The 15166-nt window shown below is 63.6% G+C and carries 12 protein-coding genes; 7 read left to right on the top strand and 5 right to left on the bottom strand.

The genetic code is table 11. The features are described 5' to 3' along the window. Positions 1 to 18: 18 nt before the first annotated feature. Positions 19 to 855 carry a hydroxymethylpyrimidine/phosphomethylpyrimidine kinase gene (locus J3D46_RS08380; RefSeq protein WP_374110780.1) on the top strand — a complete coding sequence of 279 codons (837 nt, stop codon included), beginning with the start codon at positions 19 to 21 and terminating at the stop codon, positions 853 to 855. A 69-nt stretch (positions 856 to 924) separates the two neighbouring features. On the opposite strand, the gene J3D46_RS08375 is transcribed toward J3D46_RS08380, so the two are convergent. Next, positions 925 to 1857 carry a cytochrome b/b6 domain-containing protein gene (locus tag J3D46_RS08375; protein WP_253466355.1) on the bottom strand — a complete coding sequence of 311 codons (933 nt, stop codon included), beginning with the start codon at positions 1855 to 1857 and terminating at the stop codon, positions 925 to 927. A 301-nt stretch (positions 1858 to 2158) separates the two neighbouring features. Here J3D46_RS08375 and J3D46_RS08370 point away from each other — a divergent pair, with 301 nt between their 5' ends. After that, the gene (locus J3D46_RS08370; protein ID WP_231340620.1) at positions 2159 to 2797 is read left to right on the top strand and encodes a TetR/AcrR family transcriptional regulator; all 639 of its coding nucleotides are present in this window, start codon (positions 2159 to 2161) and stop codon (positions 2795 to 2797) included. Here J3D46_RS08370 and J3D46_RS08365 read toward each other — a convergent pair. Beyond that, the gene (locus tag J3D46_RS08365; protein WP_253466353.1) at positions 2769 to 4070 is read right to left on the bottom strand and encodes a serpin family protein; all 1302 of its coding nucleotides are present in this window, start codon (positions 4068 to 4070) and stop codon (positions 2769 to 2771) included. The genes J3D46_RS08370 and J3D46_RS08365 overlap by 29 nt on opposite strands. Before the next feature lie 140 nt (positions 4071 to 4210). Beyond that, positions 4211 to 5725 (bottom strand): helix-turn-helix transcriptional regulator, encoded by a 1515-nt coding sequence (locus J3D46_RS08360; RefSeq protein ID WP_253466350.1) that lies wholly within the window; start codon positions 5723 to 5725, stop codon positions 4211 to 4213. A 144-nt stretch (positions 5726 to 5869) separates the two neighbouring features. Here J3D46_RS08360 and aceA point away from each other — a divergent pair, with 144 nt between their 5' ends. Beyond that, entirely contained in the window at positions 5870 to 7198 is a 1329-nt protein-coding gene (gene aceA / locus J3D46_RS08355) for an isocitrate lyase (protein ID WP_253466347.1), read from the top strand. A gap of 229 nt (positions 7199 to 7427) precedes the next feature. Next, positions 7428 to 9080, top strand: coding sequence for a malate synthase A (gene aceB / locus J3D46_RS08350; RefSeq protein ID WP_253466344.1), 1653 nt, complete (start codon positions 7428 to 7430; stop codon positions 9078 to 9080). A gap of 126 nt (positions 9081 to 9206) precedes the next feature. Here the strand turns inward: aceB and J3D46_RS08345 are convergent, their stop codons facing one another. Together J3D46_RS08345 and J3D46_RS08340 are read right to left on the bottom strand one after the other, a co-directional pair. Beyond that, positions 9207 to 10400, bottom strand: a complete 1194-nt coding sequence (locus tag J3D46_RS08345) for a CynX/NimT family MFS transporter (protein ID WP_253466341.1) — start codon at positions 10398 to 10400, stop codon at positions 9207 to 9209. 50 nt (positions 10401 to 10450) lie between these two features. After that, the gene (locus J3D46_RS08340) at positions 10451 to 11668 is read right to left on the bottom strand and encodes an ROK family transcriptional regulator (RefSeq protein WP_253466337.1); all 1218 of its coding nucleotides are present in this window, start codon (positions 11666 to 11668) and stop codon (positions 10451 to 10453) included. Between the two features lie 144 nt (positions 11669 to 11812). On the opposite strand from J3D46_RS08340, the gene J3D46_RS08335 reads away from it, so the two are divergent. The 3 genes from J3D46_RS08335 (at position 11813) to J3D46_RS08325 (ending at position 15163) form a co-directional block, all read left to right on the top strand. Further along, on the top strand, positions 11813 to 12904 hold the full coding sequence (locus tag J3D46_RS08335; RefSeq protein WP_253466335.1) for a Gfo/Idh/MocA family protein: 1092 nt from the start codon (positions 11813 to 11815) through the stop codon (positions 12902 to 12904). After that, entirely contained in the window at positions 12901 to 13716 is an 816-nt protein-coding gene (locus J3D46_RS08330; protein ID WP_253466332.1) for a hypothetical protein, read from the top strand. Before J3D46_RS08335 ends, J3D46_RS08330 begins: the two co-directional genes overlap by 4 nt. 118 nt (positions 13717 to 13834) lie before the next feature. Beyond that, positions 13835 to 15163 carry an ABC transporter substrate-binding protein gene (locus tag J3D46_RS08325; protein WP_253466329.1) on the top strand — a complete coding sequence of 443 codons (1329 nt, stop codon included), beginning with the start codon at positions 13835 to 13837 and terminating at the stop codon, positions 15161 to 15163. Positions 15164 to 15166 lie beyond the last annotated feature (3 nt).

Below are 15166 nucleotides of genomic sequence, written 5' to 3'. Positions count from 1 at the left end.
ACTGGCAAAATGGAAACCATGACTTCAGCCGTTGCCCCTGCCATCGCCCTGACCATCGCCGGCTCCGAAGCGACCGGTGGCGCCGGCGCGCAGGCCGACCTCAAGACCTTCCAGGAACTCGGAGTGTTCGGCATCGCGAACCTCACGTGCATCGTTTCCTTCAACCCGCAGGACAACTGGAACCACCGCTTTGTGCCGGTGGACCAGCAGGTTATTGCAGACCAATTGGAAGCCACGACGGCGGCGTATGGTGCCGCTTCCGGCGCACCTTCGGTGTTGGACACGGTGAAGATCGGCATGCTCGGAAGCCCGGCAACCATCAGCACCGTGGAGAAGGCACTCACTGATGGCTCGTTCGCCAATGTGGTCCTGGACCCTGTGCTGATCTGCAAGGGCCAGGAACCGGGCCATGCCTTGGACACCGACCAGGCCCTGAAGGCCCAGATCCTGCCGCTGGCAACGTTTGTCACACCGAACCACTTCGAGGCCGAGTCCCTGTCCGGGCTCACCATTACAGACGAAGAATCGCTCAAGGCCGCGGCGATCCGCATCCACGAGATCAGCGGCGCAGCAGTCCTCGCCAAGGGCGGGGTGCGGCTGGAAGGCCCGGACGCCGTCGACGTCTACTACGACGGCGAAACGCTGGAAGTCCTTCGCGCTCCGAAGGTTGGCGAAGTGGCTGTGTCCGGTGCTGGCTGCTCCCTTGCTGCAGCTGTGACCGCCGAACTCGCGAAGGGCGCGACGCCCCTTGAAGCTGCACGGACGGCCAAGGCTTTCGTGACTGCCGGCATCAAGAACCGGGTGTCCTCCGGCGCTCCTTTTGATGCCCTGTGGCAGGGCGGGGCTCTGTCCTAGCCTCTCTCGATACAGACAAAAGCAGCCGCCCCGGAAACACTTCCGGGGCGGCTGTTTTTTTCGTGCGGGTTAGCGCGAGACCTTGCCCATCAGCGAGGCGATGGGGCGCAGGAACAGGGGCCGGGCGAGGAACCAAGCCGCCGCCGTGAAGACAATGGACGCCGCGAAGATGCCGAAGCCCCACCAGCTGTTGTTGTCGTCGTTGGATGCGTACATGTGGTTGAGGTTCCTCAGCGCACCAGTGGCCAGCACCAGGGTCACGTGGACTATCACGAACGCGACGAAGTAGATCATCACCGGGAAGTGGATCTTGCGGGCCAACTCGATCGGGTAGAACTTATTGATCGCGGCCTTCTTGGGCCACGCCCCGGACATCCGGATACCCGTGATGATGGCCAGCGGGGCGGCGATGAAGACCGTGATGAAGTAGGTCAGGAGCTGAAGACTGTTGTAGTTGTTCCAACCATTTTCAACGGGCCAGTTCAGGGACGCATACTGCAGGCCGGCGGAGACAGCGTTCGGGAAGACGTCCCAGGTGGTGGGGACGATCCGCAACCATTGGCCGGTGGCGAAGAGCAGCACGATGAAGATGATGCCGTTGAGGACCCAGAGCGCGTCCAGCGTCAGGTGGAACCAGAGGTCCAGGCTGATCTTGGTGGGCGGGTTCTTGGTCTTGATGAAGCCCTTGTTGTTCCGGGTCCAGTTGGCGGCCGGGCGGGTGGTGGTCCGCACCTGCCAGCCGGAACGGATGATCAGCACGATGAAGAACATGTTGAGGAAGTGTTGCCAGCCCAGCCAGGCGGGGAAGCCGGTGGGAGTGCCTTCAGGAATGGCTGAGTGCCCGGGGTAGTCGGTGAGGAACTGCTGCACCGGCTGAAGGGTCCGGAGCCATTGCGCAACGAGCACCAGGATCAGTGCCACCACCAAAGCTCCTGCGGTGACGACGACGGGTTTGAACCACCTGTTCGACGTGATCCCGGACGACTTGCTTGAAACGGACATCAGGCCGCGTTCCTCTCTGGCTTGTTTGGCTGCGACCAGTTGGCGCTATATAGCGATTCAACCAGTTGCAGCCCGACGGTGAAAACGGCACCCGGGTTTCGGGGCGTCCGACGTCAAAAATCGCAGCATTCGGATACATGCCGCAATACATATTTCTAGAACAGACTTCCAGAATTATTTCCCGTTGATCTTGGGCCAGTCAAGGCTTCTTGCTGGCTATGTGGATTAATTGGAAGGTAGGATTCCAAAAAATGACAGGTCGACACTCCGGTCTTCGTTCTGCCGATGGGAGGAGCCCGACATGGTTCGGAAAACATCCGAAGTGGCCAGTACCGCGGGCTCCTGGCAGTGGACGCGAACAGCTGCCACCCGACGCAATCTGCTGGATGCGGCCACCGAAGTGTTCGTGGAACACGGCTTTACCGACGCGAGCATCTCGGACATCGTGACCCGCGCCGGATCCAGTGTCGGCAGCCTCTACCACCACTTCGGCGGGAAAACCGAGCTCTTCCTCGCGTTGTGGGACGACTACCAAAACGAACATGAAAGGCTCGTAGCCGCGGCTGTGGCCAAAGCACGGAAGGCCGGTGAGAACAATCCCCTGGCCCTGTTCAACGTAGGCAGCCGCAGCTATTTCGACTACACCTGGAAACACCGGGACTTGGAGCGGGTTTTCATTGAGGGGGACACTCCCCCGGGCTTCGAAGTCCTGCGACGCGAACGCGGCCGTGAATGGGTCCGGCAGAACTCCGTACTCCTGGGCGCCAGCGACGACACTCTGGGCCGGCTCACCATTGCAGTGATCACGGACATCGTGACGGTGTCCGGGCAGGAAGTGGCCCTGAGCGCCTCTAAGCGCGAGGCCGACGAGGTTGTGGACGCCGCTGCTGTGCTGGTGCAGCGCCTGGCAGCTAACGCGGGTCCGCCACCCACCCGGTGAACAGCGGCATGCCGGTCTCCACGTGCACGATCTCGTAGTGGAACGGGTGGTCGAGGATGATCTGCCGTTCGGGGATGAAGGCACTTGAGGCCTCGGCGTTGACTTGGGTCACGGCAGAGGCGATGGTCCCCTTCTCGGCGACGGTGATGTTGGCTGCCTGGGCCGCTTGCGTCAGCTTCATGCCCTGCTGGATCGCGTCGAAATCCTTGTCCGTCGCCAGCGTCTCGTTGAGCCCGAGGGTTTCGAACACCTCCCTCAGCTCGAACGTGGTTTTGTGGTCCCACTTGGGCAGACTAATCTGCACCATGCCAGGCTCTGCCCCGGAAAGCTGCTCCGCCACATCTCCAAGCACCTCCGCGGAAACCGTAGCCGAGCCGGACGAACCCGACGCACCGCCGTCGGGCAGCACCAGCCGCATGACGAAACCCTCTGCGTAAGGCAGGTCCACAGCCTTCCAGCCGGGAGCTTCGGCGTAGGCCATGCTGGTGCCTGTGTTCATGGTTGGCACGTTGATCACTTCACCATCGGCCTTGGTGAAGGGGCGGTCTGATGTGTCGTTGGCGTCGAAAGGTTTTTGCCAGGCGGCGGCGAAGTAGAGTGCGTTGAGCAGGCTGAAGGTGTTGTCGCGGCTGTATTTCGCAGGCGCTTCCTTGATGCGCCCCCCGGTATTTTTGCTGACCCACTGGTCGATTGCCGGTTTGGTCACGGCCTCATCCTGGAACGATACCGGGTACACCCCCGTGCCGAAATGCTTGGCGAGCGTGGCCAGATAGCCCTCGCCCGTGGGCACGCCTTTATCGACGAACAGCCCGTTGGCAGCGTGCATCACCGGTGTGCGCGGCGGGTTCTCCTCGTCCACCGAGCCGGGGTCGCCGTCGAACTTTTCAAGGGAGGCCAGGAGCGCGTTAATTGCTTCGTCGCGCCCCTCGGCGGGCAGGCCGAGGACGGCGTCCATCTCCGCCGCCGTAGGCCCGCTGGCTCCCGCCCGAAGCATGCTCAGTGCGATCAGCAAACTTGACGGGGATGACACCACATTGCCGTTCGTCGCGTCGCCGCCGTCAGCCAACAGCGCGGCGCTGAGCTTCCGCGCGGAGACGTTGAAGGCTTCAAGTTGCGCCGAATAGTCCGCTGCTTGGACCGAAATGCGAGTCACGCCGTCGGCGGTTAGGAGCCCGACGTCGGCTGGTGGGGGCGCGCAGGCACTGATGGTCGCGGAGCTGGTGGCCAATGCGGCTGCCGCGAGTAGCGTCGTCGCCTTGCGGACTCGGTTCATGGCGGATCCCCCTGCTTGGTGTTGTCCTCACATCGTGCCCCTTTGGACGTGGAAACTCCCGGGAGGTGAGAGAAGGATCGCCAAATGTTGCCGGAAGGTGATAGAGCGTCACGCTTAAGCACGCGGAAGGTGATAGAGCGTCAGCGCTCGGAGTGGGCTGCCAGGAAGGAGTACACCTCGGTCTCGTCCACGCCGGGGAACGCCCCGGGAGGCATGGCGGCCAGCAGGTGCGAATGGGCCCGCGCGGAGGGCCAGGCGTTCCCGGCCCACTCGTTCGCCAAAGATGCCGGGGGCCGCTTGCAGCAGTTGGGATCCGGGCAGTTGGACGTTGCGCGTGCGGTGGTCTCCCGGCCGCGGAACCACTTCACATGCTGGTACGGCACGCCGATGCTGAGCGAAAACTCACCCGCTGCAGACCGCTCGGTGCGGGCTGTGCACCAGTACGTGCCCGACGGCGTGTCCGTGTACTGGCTGTAGGCGCTGAACTTGTCCGGCACGTCGAACACAGCACGTGAGGTCCACGCCTTGCACGACGGCTGGCCCTCGATGGCCCCGGTGTGGTCCTGCGGGAACGTCACGCCGTCGTTCTCGTAGGCCTTGTAGATGATGCCGGACTGGTGCGTCTTCTGGAAGTGCGTGGTGATGCCCAGGTGCTTGGTGGCGAGGTTGGTGAAGCGGTGCGCAGCCGTTTCGTAGGACACGGCGAAAGCGTCCCGGATGTCCTCCACAGCGATTTCCTTAGCCGCCTTGGCCTTTTGCAGGAAGTCCACCGTTGCCTGTTCCGGAAGCAACAACGCCGCAGCAAAGTAGTTGGTGGCAACCCTCTGTGCCAGGAAATCCCCGTAGTTCCGCGGAGTTTCATGCCCCAAGACGTAGTGGCCCAAAGCCTGCAGGAGCACCGAGCGGGGATCGTGATCCTGCCGTTGGTTCTGCGTGAGATAAATTCTGTGGTTCTTCAAGTCCGTCACAGACCGTGTCGAGTGCGGCAAATCGCCCACATGATGCAGGCTGAAGCCGAGATTCTCAGCGATGTCAGCAATGACGTGCTGGCTCAGCGGGCCCGCGGTGTAGCCGACCCCCTTGAGGACCTTCTGCGCCTCGGCCTCATACTCGGGGAAATAGTTACCGCGCTCGCGCATCATGGCACGCAACTCGCCGTTCGCGCGGCGGGCTTCTTCCGGCGTCGCCACCTGCTCGTTGAGCTTGCGTTCGAGCTCCTGAAGCAGCCCCACCTGTGACTCCAGCACATCCAGCGGAAGCCGCGAGCTGATGCGGATTCTGGGCAGGTTCAACGACTCGTACAGCGGTCCGCGCTGGTACCGTTCGAGCTCGATTTCCAAGGCCGCCCTGCGGCTCGGGGGCTCCGCTCCCAGCAGCTGATCGATGCTGACGTTCAGGGACGCGGCCAGCTGCTGAAGGAGCCCCAGTTTTGGTTCGCGCTTGCCGTTTTCGATCAGGCTCAGCTGGCTCGGTGCGGTCCCGACGGCGGCACTCAAGTCGTCCAGCGTCAGTCCGGCCTGCTTGCGCAGGTGCCGTACACGGCGGCCAAGGCTGATGACGTCCAGTTCAGGGGACGCAGGCGATAACGACGGTGATGCGACTTCACGATTCCAGCTCACAGGCGACATTTCTTGAGAATACGCGAAGAAGTGCATTTCTTTCCATAGTTTTCCTCTAGTAACCCTCTTGGAAGTGCAGAAAAGTAGGACTTACGAAAAAGAAATACAGACCCCGGGTAAGCCGGCCGATGCAGCAAAGGCGCAGCGGAGGCCGGCCCGGGCACCACCTAGGAGATCAAGATGACCGCTTCATTTGAACCAGCAGAATCTTCCGCTCAGGAAACGGCAAGCGAGCAGGCCGCAGCGCTGGAACTTGAATGGTCCGCCAACCCGCGGTGGGAAGGCGTCACCCGTGATTACTCGGCCACCGACGTCGTCCGCCTCCGCGGTCGCGTCTCCGAAGAGCACACCCTGGCCCGCCGCGGTTCGGAGAAGCTCTGGAAGCAGCTCACTGAGGAAGCTCCCACCGGCGGCTACACCAACGCCCTCGGAGCCCTGACCGGTAACCAGGCAGTGCAGCAGGTTAAGGCCGGCCTCCGTGCCATTTATCTCTCCGGCTGGCAGGTGGCCGCAGACGCCAACCTGTCGGGCCAGACCTACCCGGACCAGTCCCTGTACCCGGCCAACTCGGTGCCCCAGGTTGTCCGCCGCATCAACAACGCCCTGCTCCGTGCAGACCAGATCGAATACGCCGAGGGCGTCAAGACCGTTGAAGACTGGCTGGTCCCGATCGTCGCCGACGCAGAAGCCGGCTTCGGTGGCCCGCTGAACGCCTACGAGCTCATGAAATCCATGATCACCGCTGGCGCCTCGGGCGTTCACTGGGAAGACCAGCTCGCTTCCGAAAAGAAGTGCGGCCACCTCGGCGGCAAGGTCCTGATCCCCACCCAGCAGCACATCCGGACCCTGAACGCCGCACGTCTGGCAGCCGACGTCGCCGATACTCCCACGGTGGTCATTGCCCGCACGGACGCCGAAGCAGCAACCCTGATCACTTCCGACGTTGACGAGCGCGACCAGGAATTCACCACTGGCGAGCGCACTGCCGAGGGCTTCTACAAGGTCCGCAACGGAATCGAACCCTGCATCGCCCGGGCCAAGGCCTACGCACCGTACTCCGACCTCATCTGGATGGAGACCGGAACCCCGGACCTGGAACTGGCCCGCAAGTTCGCCGAATCGGTCAAGGCCGACTTCCCGGACCAGATGCTCTCCTACAACTGCTCCCCGTCCTTCAACTGGCGCAAGCACCTGGACGACACCACCATCGCCAAGTTCCAGCGTGAACTCGGCGCCATGGGCTTCACGTTCCAGTTCATCACCCTGGCCGGCTTCCACGCCCTGAACTACTCGATGTTCGACCTCGCCCACGGCTACGCCCGTGAAGGCATGAGCGCCTACGTCGAGCTCCAGGAAAAGGAATTCGCCTCCGAGTCCCGCGGCTACACCGCCACCAAGCACCAGCGCGAAGTCGGCACCGGCTACTTCGACGACATCGCAACCGCGCTCAACCCGAACGCATCCACCCTCGCACTGGTCGGATCGACCGAAGAGGGCCAATTCCACTAACCACATCGCCCAAGGTGAGCTGCTCGCTTCGCTCACCGGAAGGCACGACGGCGGCACCCACCGCCACCGGGCGGGATGGGGAATCCGGAAGCGTGCGTAAAAGGGGCCCTGTCCCGGACGCCGGCCGAGCTCTGCGAGGCCAAGCGGGCGGGATGGGGAATAGCACGCGGAGGATTACCCAACCCGGCCCGCCGCCGTCGAACTTTTGCTTCTCATAGGAGAGATTGAAATGAACAGCTTCACTGACAACTTCACTATCAATGGCATTACTTTGACCGCGCAGCCCATGTGCCGGCAGAACGAGGTCCTCACGCCGGATGCCCTTGAGTTCATTGGCAAGTTGCACCGGGCTACGGCTGATCGTCGTCAGGAGCTGATGCAGGCACGGCACGCCCGTCGCAACCAGATTTCCGGTGGCCAGGATCCGCGGTTCCTGCCGCAGACCGAGGGCATCCGGAACGATCCGACCTGGCGGGTGGCTCCCCCGGCTCCGGGTTTGGAGGACCGCCGGGTGGAGATCACGGGTCCGGTGGATAAGAAGATGACCATCAATGCCCTGAACTCGGGGGCGAAGGTGTGGCTGGCTGACATGGAGGATTCGTCCACGCCGACATGGCGGAACGTGATCCAGGGTCAGCTGAACCTGACCGATGCTTTGGAGCGTCGGATTGATTTCACGTCCCCTGAGGGCAAGGAATACAAGCTCAAGTCGGCCGAGGACCTGCCCACTATCGTGGTCCGCCCGCGTGGTTGGCACCTGCCGGAGAAGCACATGCTGATCGACGGCAAGCCGATCGCCGGCGGAATCGTGGACTTCGGGTTGTTCTTCTTCCACAACGCCCGCCGCCTGCTGGCCCAGGGCAAGGGCCCGTACTTCTACTTGCCGAAGATCGAGAACCACCTCGAAGCCCGGTTGTGGAACGACATCTTCGTCCTGGCACAGGACCTGCTGGGCATCCCGCAGGGCACCATCCGGGCCACGGTGCTGATCGAGACCATCACCGCCGCGTTCGAGATGGAGGAGATCTTGTACGAACTCCGCGACCATGCGAGCGGTTTGAACGCCGGCCGGTGGGACTACATTTTCTCCCTGATCAAGAACTTCCGTACCCGCGGACCGCGTTTTGTGCTCCCGGACCGCGGCCAGGTGACCATGACCCAGCCGTTCATGCGCGCTTACACCGAGCAACTGGTCCGGGCCTGCCACCGCCGCGGGGCCATGGCGATCGGTGGGATGGCAGCAGCTGTCCCGAACCGCAAGGATGAGGCAGCCAACACTGCTTCGTTCGAGAAGGTTCGTGCTGACAAGACCCGCGAGGCCAACGACGGCTTCGACGGCTCGTGGGTGGCCCACCCGGATCTGGTGCCGGTATGCCGGGAAGTTTTTGACTCAGTTCTCGGAGACCGCTCCAACCAGTTGGACCGTTCCCGCGAGGATGTCACCCCGGATGACCGTGCGCTGATCGATATCGCCAGCACGGAGGGCACCATCACCGAGGGCGGGGTCCGTCTGAACATCGAGGTGGGCATCCGCTACATCGAGTCCTGGCTGCGGGGCAACGGGGCTGTGGCCATTCACAACCTCATGGAAGACGCAGCCACCGCCGAGATCTCCCGGTCCCAGCTGTGGCAGTGGATCCACTCCCACGCCATCATCGAGAACGGTGACGTGATCACCCGTGAATGGGTAGAGGACCTGCTGGACGAGGAATTCGCCCGCCTGGAACGCTTCGATGGAGACCGCTTCGCTGATGCCCGCGCCATCTTCGAGGAAGTCACGTTGGCCGAGGAATTCCCCACCTTCCTGACCATCCCCGCGTACGCACGTTTCCTCACCGAGGCCCGAGAAGAGGCCACGGAAGAGGAACTCGTCGCCGCTTAGGTCCAGGACCTGAGCAAGCGACACATCAAGCCCCGACGCTGGGCTGCCTGCACTCTTCGCAACAAGTGACCCCGACCGCCGGGGAGGCAGCCCAGCAGCGGAATACTCTGGCGCTGCCGGGCAGCCCTAGCGCTGCCGGGCCACCCAGCGCACGGACAACGTGGTGCAGACGCAGAACGCGAGCACCGAGCCGAGGATCACGAAGAGCGGGACAGTCCAGCCGTCGGTCACACTGTGCACGTATCCCACAACAGTCGGCGCCAACGCAGCAAAGCAGTAACCCACCCCCTGCACCATCGCGGACATCTTCCCGGCAGCGGCCTGGGATTGCGCGAACTTGATGATGGCAATGAAGATCACCGTGATGCCACCGCCTTGGGCAACACCGCCCAGCGAGGACCACAACCACCACAGCGAAGGCGAGAGCAGCAAGCCCACGGGAACTGTCAGCCACAGCGCGCTCAAGGTGACCGCCACCGTCGTCGTACTGGCGAAGCGGGCCAGAAGCGGCACGCCCAGACCGCCCACGATCGCGAAGATCTGGAACAGCGAGGACCCCGCACCGGCTTCGGCGGTGCCCATGGCGAGTTCATCGGAGAGGAAACTGGGCAGCCACGCGGTGATGCCGTAGTAGGAGAAGGCCTGGCCAGCGAAACCGAAGGTCAGGCCCACAGTCAGCCAGCCCACACCCGCAACAGGCCCGGCGCTGGAAGCCGGAGGCGCAGGAACAGCTGCCGGAATAAAGGCCCGTCGGGCACCGACGGTTGGCACCCAGAACAGGATGGCCGCCAACGACAACAAGGCGCTCGCGGCCAGGGCCAGCCTCCACCCCACCAGCTCAGCCAAGGGCGCAGTTGCCACCGACGTGAGGAACGAGCCGATGTTGAGCGCGGCCGTATAGACGCCCATCGCGGTTGCCTGCCGCCGAGGTGCAAAGTCGCGCCGGATAATAAGCGGCACTGCGATATTGCCGATGGTGATGGCCACGCCAATGATGACCGTGCCCACCATCATCGAAACGCTGCCGCCACTGGAACGGATCACCACCCCGGCCAGCACGCCGAGCAGCGTGAGCATCACGGCGAATTCGGCTCCGAGGCGTCGTCCGGCCAGGGAGGCCAAGGGGGACGCGAGGGAGAAACAGAGCACCGGAATGCCGGTCAGCAGCCCGAGTTCAACCGGCGAGAAGCCGAGATCCTGCTGCAGGGAATCCACCACGGGAGCCACGGCCACGAAGGGTCCGCGCATGTTCAGGGCAATGAGGCCGATGCACGCGAGGATCAGCCAACCGCGGGGAATTTTGGCAAAGAAAGTAGACATCACTTTCATTGCTATCACGCCACCACCCGTCATACGGCACCGAACAAGGCTTATCCCGTCGCTTGGAGCGTGGCCTCAATCACTGCCGGCGACAGAACGTGCTGGGTGACCATCTGGCTGGCACCCAGGATGGCCGCGCGGTCACCGGCCATGGAGATGCCGATGCGCAGGTGCGTGGTGGCCAGCGGCAGCGAACGTCGGTACACCACTTCGCGGATGCCGGCCACGAGGTGTTCGCCGGCCTCCCCCACGCTGCCGCCGATGATGATCATGGACGGATTGAGCAGGTTGACCACGGTTGCCAGCACATCGCCAACATCGCGGCCCGCCTGGCGCAGCGCCTGGATCGCCTGCAGGTTTCCCTCGCCGACCAGCCGGAGGACGTCGGCACCTGTGGACGCTTCCAGGCCTTGCGCCTGCAGTTGACGCGCGACGGCGGGACCTGAGGCCAGCGCTTCGAGGCACCCGTGGTTGCCGCATCGGCAGAGGACGTCGTCGCCGCGTGGCACCCGGACGTGGCCGAGGTCGCCGGCGGTGCCGTTGGCACCACGCTGCAGCTCACCGCTGCTGATGATGCCGGCGCCGATGCCGGTGGCCACTTTGATGAACAGGAAGTTGTCGTGGTCCGGCCAGTACGCGGTGCGTTCGCCGAGGGCCATGATGTTGACGTCGTTGTCCACCAGGACGGGAACGGGCAACGAGCGCTGGACGTACGTGACGACGTCGAATCCGTCCCACCCGGGCATGATGGGCGGCTTCACGGGCCGCCCGGTGTCGTGTTCAACGGGCCCGGGCAAGCCGATGCCCATGCCGGCGAGGTCGCCAATTTGGCGGCCCGCCTCGGCCAAAAGTTCACGGCCCGCGGAGATGACGCGGCCCAGGACCATCTCGGGGCCGTCGGCGACTTCTTGTGCGAGGCGTCGCTCCGCGAGGATGCTGCCGCTGAGGTCGGTGACGGCAACAATCACGTGGGTCGCTCCGACGTCGACCGCGAGGACGACGCGTGCGGCGGGGTTGAAAGCAAAGCGCGACGGCGGCCTGCCGCCGCTGGAGCTCGCCTCACCGGCGGGTCCCACGAGACCCGAACTGATGAGGGCGTCAATACGGGAAGCGACGGTGGATCGGGCCAGCCCGGTGGTGACTGCGAGTTCGGCGCGGGTGCGGGCTTGCCCGTCGCGAAGTAGTTGGAACAGGTCGCCAGCACGCGAAAGGTTGCCAGCCTCCAGAACGGAGGTATTTCCGGCGTCGTTTCCGGTGGCTGTTGTCATGCCTTTAGTGAAGCACGATTGCTTATGCGTGTCATGCAGCAGAAGTTTGTCGGCAATATTTCAACTTTTGCTTGACGCTCGACAAAAGTCCCTTTAGGTTGTGATGAGCAGCACACCAGTCCGCTTACGAAGAGGTAACTGAACTTGTCCAGCCACATAGACGTCGCCCCTACTTTGGGAGTTGGCATCCTCGGCGCCGGCCCGGTCACCCAGGCCATCCACTTGCCGTCACTCGCCCGCTTGGGCGACATCCTTACCGTCCGCCACATCATGGACGTCGACCCCGCCGTCGCTGAGTCCGTGGCCGCCCGCGTTGGTGCCACGCACAGCACCAGCATCGACGCCCTCCTGGGCGACGCCTCCGTAGACATCGTGGCCATCTGCAGCCCGCACCAGTTCCACGCCGCGCAGGTCATCGCCGCCTGCCGCGCCGGCAAGAAAGCCGTCCTCTGCGAAAAGCCATTTGCCATGAACGCCGAAGAAGCAGCGCAGATCTCCGCCGTCAGCGAAGAAACGGGAGTGCCGATCATCGTGGGCGCCATGCACACCTTCGATCCCGGCTGGCTCGCCGCAAGCGAGAACTGGGGAGACCTGCCGGACAACGTCCACACGATCCGTTCCTCGATCGTCCTGCCGCCCAACGCCCGGTTTGAGGACTTCGCCACTGAGATCATCACCCGTCCCGCCGGCGGCGCCCCGGACTACTCGGACCCCGAGGTCATCAAGGGCGCACTCCGCGGCGGGATCATGGGCCTGGCCATCCACGACCTCCCCTTGATCCGCAGGTTCACACCGGACTTCAAGGACATCGAAGTACTGGAAGCACGCCACGTCCGCCCGTTCGGCTACGTCATCCCGCTCCGCACCCCCACACGGACCATCGAGCTCCGCGCAGCCATGAACAACACATGGAAGCCGGAGTGGAGCTTCGAGGCGTTTTCCGACGACGCCGTCCTCCGCATCGACTTCACACCGTCCTACGTCCAGGCGGGTTCGGCCGTGGCGACCTTCACCCGCGGCAACGAAACCACCATTCACGGCCCCTTCGACCACAACGGCTACGAAGGTGAGTGGCGCGAACTGGCCGCATTGGCTGCAGGAGCAAAGCAACCGCCGTCTGCGCAAACCCTGATTGACGACCTGACCTTCGCGTTGGACATCGCCGATGCCACGGTGGCCAATGTCGAAGCACAGCACACAGCCCAGCACGCGGTTGCCGAAGGAGCCCACGCATGAGCGCCCCCGTGGAAACCAAGCACTACACCGTCCGCGCCACCCCGGAGGCCCAGGAAGCTGGTGCGGTTGCCCTGGCAGTCGCGTCCCTTCCCGAATCCTTCGGCCCAGCCGCCGGAGACAACCAGCCCCACGTCCAGGTCATCGCGGGTACACCGGGCTGGACCGCACACGCCGTAGAGGCCATCAGCGCCGGAGCCCGCGGAATCGTAGTGGTGAACCCCGCCGCGGAAAACACGGAGTTGCTCCAGGCAGCAGCCCAACACAGGGGCACCGTCGTTGTCCTCGACCAGCGCTGGGCCTCCAACCCCGCCATCCCGGCAGCCGAGGATGCCGTCCGTTCCATGGCGGGCCGCGCCGCCGTGCTCGACTCCGTGGCCACCGCGCCGGTGGGAACCGACTCCGGCGAGCTGCTCGCGGACCATCTTGCCGCCGTCGTACGCGTCACCGGACCGTTGGGGAGCCTCAGGGTCCTGAGCCGCGGACCGCACGGTTACACGGCGACGGCGGTACTCGCCAACGGCGCACCGGTTGCGTTGCAGGGCGTCCGCTCCAACGCCTGTCCGGCAGTCGTCAAAGTCACCTTGCTGACCGACGACGGCGGCGTCAGCGTCACGCTGCCGGAACCGGTCGCTGCGTGGCCGGCAACCATCAAAGTCACCGGGCCCCAAGGTGACCTGCTTCTTCCCACGATCTACGAATCCGCTCACCGCGCTACATGGCGTCGGCTCAAGGAACACCTCGACGCCGGCACCAGCCCATCCGACCTGCACAGCTTCGCGGTGTTGTCGGAAACCATCACAGCACTCATCTAACCGAGCTCTACAACAACAGCACTATCCAGCCATTCAGTATCCGTTTGCCCTCCTCAAAGTTGAGCTGGACCGGAACATCAACGCAGAGATCGCGTTGCCGGTCCCGAAAGGAATCACTATGAATGTTCAGTCCGCAGCCACCCGTTCCTTCTCCCGCCGCAATTTCCTCGGCCTCACGGCAGCAGCGGCCTCGGTGCCGCTCCTGGCTGCCTGCGGCGGTGGCTCAGCCACCCAGGGCGGCGGGGGCGGCGCCGGTGGAACCGTAAAGTTCTGGGATATGCCCTGGGCTACGCCGGCCTACAACGACTCCGCCAAGAAGATCGCAGAAGGCTTCGCGGGTGCGAACAACGCCAAGGCCAGCTACCAGATCATCCAGTGGAACAACTTCTACCAGACGTTCTCCTCGGCCATCGCGTCCAAGACCGGCCCGGCAGTGTCCACCGGCGGCGGCTTCCAGGCCTTCCAGTTCGAGCAGCAGGGCCAGATCGCGTACGCGGACAAGGTCATTGAGAAGCTGAAGTCCAACGGCCAGTTCGATGACTTCCTGCCCGGCGTGGTGGAGCCGTTCAAGACGGACAAGGGCTACGTAGCGGTTCCGTGGCAGCTGGATATCCGGCCGCTCTGGTACCGCAAGTCCCTGTTCGAGAAGGCAGGCGTAGCGGTTCCCACGGACTGGGCTTCGCTTCTGGAAGCGGGCAAGAAGATGAAGGGCATAGGTGCTGTTGGCTTCGCCACGGGTTCCGGCGCTGGCAATAATATCGGCAACCACCTGATGATCATGATGATGCTGAACAACGGTGGCGGCGTCTTCAGCAAGGACGGCGGCCAGCTGGATGTCATGAACGACCGAAACGTGGAGGCCATCGAGTTCATGCTTGAGCTTGTCTCCAACGGCATCGTTGACCCTGCTGCCGTTAGCTACACCACGGACAACCTCAACGCCCAGTGGAAGGACGGCAAGGCCGCCTACGGCATGTTGACTTTGGGCGTTCCCGAGCGCGTGGGCGACACCTCCGGCGACATCGTGGTGGCGAGCCCGATCGCCGGTCCGCACGGAGACAAGGCAGCCCTGATCTTCCCGAACAACATCATGATGTACACCAACACTCCGTCCCAGGAAGCTTCCGAAGAGTTCGTGGTCTACTACCTGGGCAAGCTCAAGGAACTGTGGCAGCAAAAGCTCATGAATGCCCTGCCGGTGTTCAAGTCCATCACCGAAATGCCCGAGTTCACTGCTGACCCGAACAACGTGAAGATTGTCGATGAGTACGTCCCGATCGCCAAGACGTTCGCCGCCCAGGGAACAGCTCTCAGCGCTGATCTCGCTGCTTTGGATGGTGGGCAGGCGTTGAATCAGTTCACCCAGACCGTCCTGACAGGCAAGACTGATGCGAAGTCCGCGCTGCAAGCCTTCGAGTCCGGCCTCAAGTCAGTGCTGAAGAAGTAAGCG

Origin of the sequence: Paenarthrobacter sp. A20 (assembly GCF_024168825.1) — a bacterium.
In the GTDB taxonomy this organism is placed as follows: Bacteria; Actinomycetota; Actinomycetes; order Actinomycetales; family Micrococcaceae; genus Arthrobacter.
The sequence above is the reverse complement of the archived record's forward strand: the minus strand, read 5'-3'. Positions and strand labels throughout refer to the sequence as shown.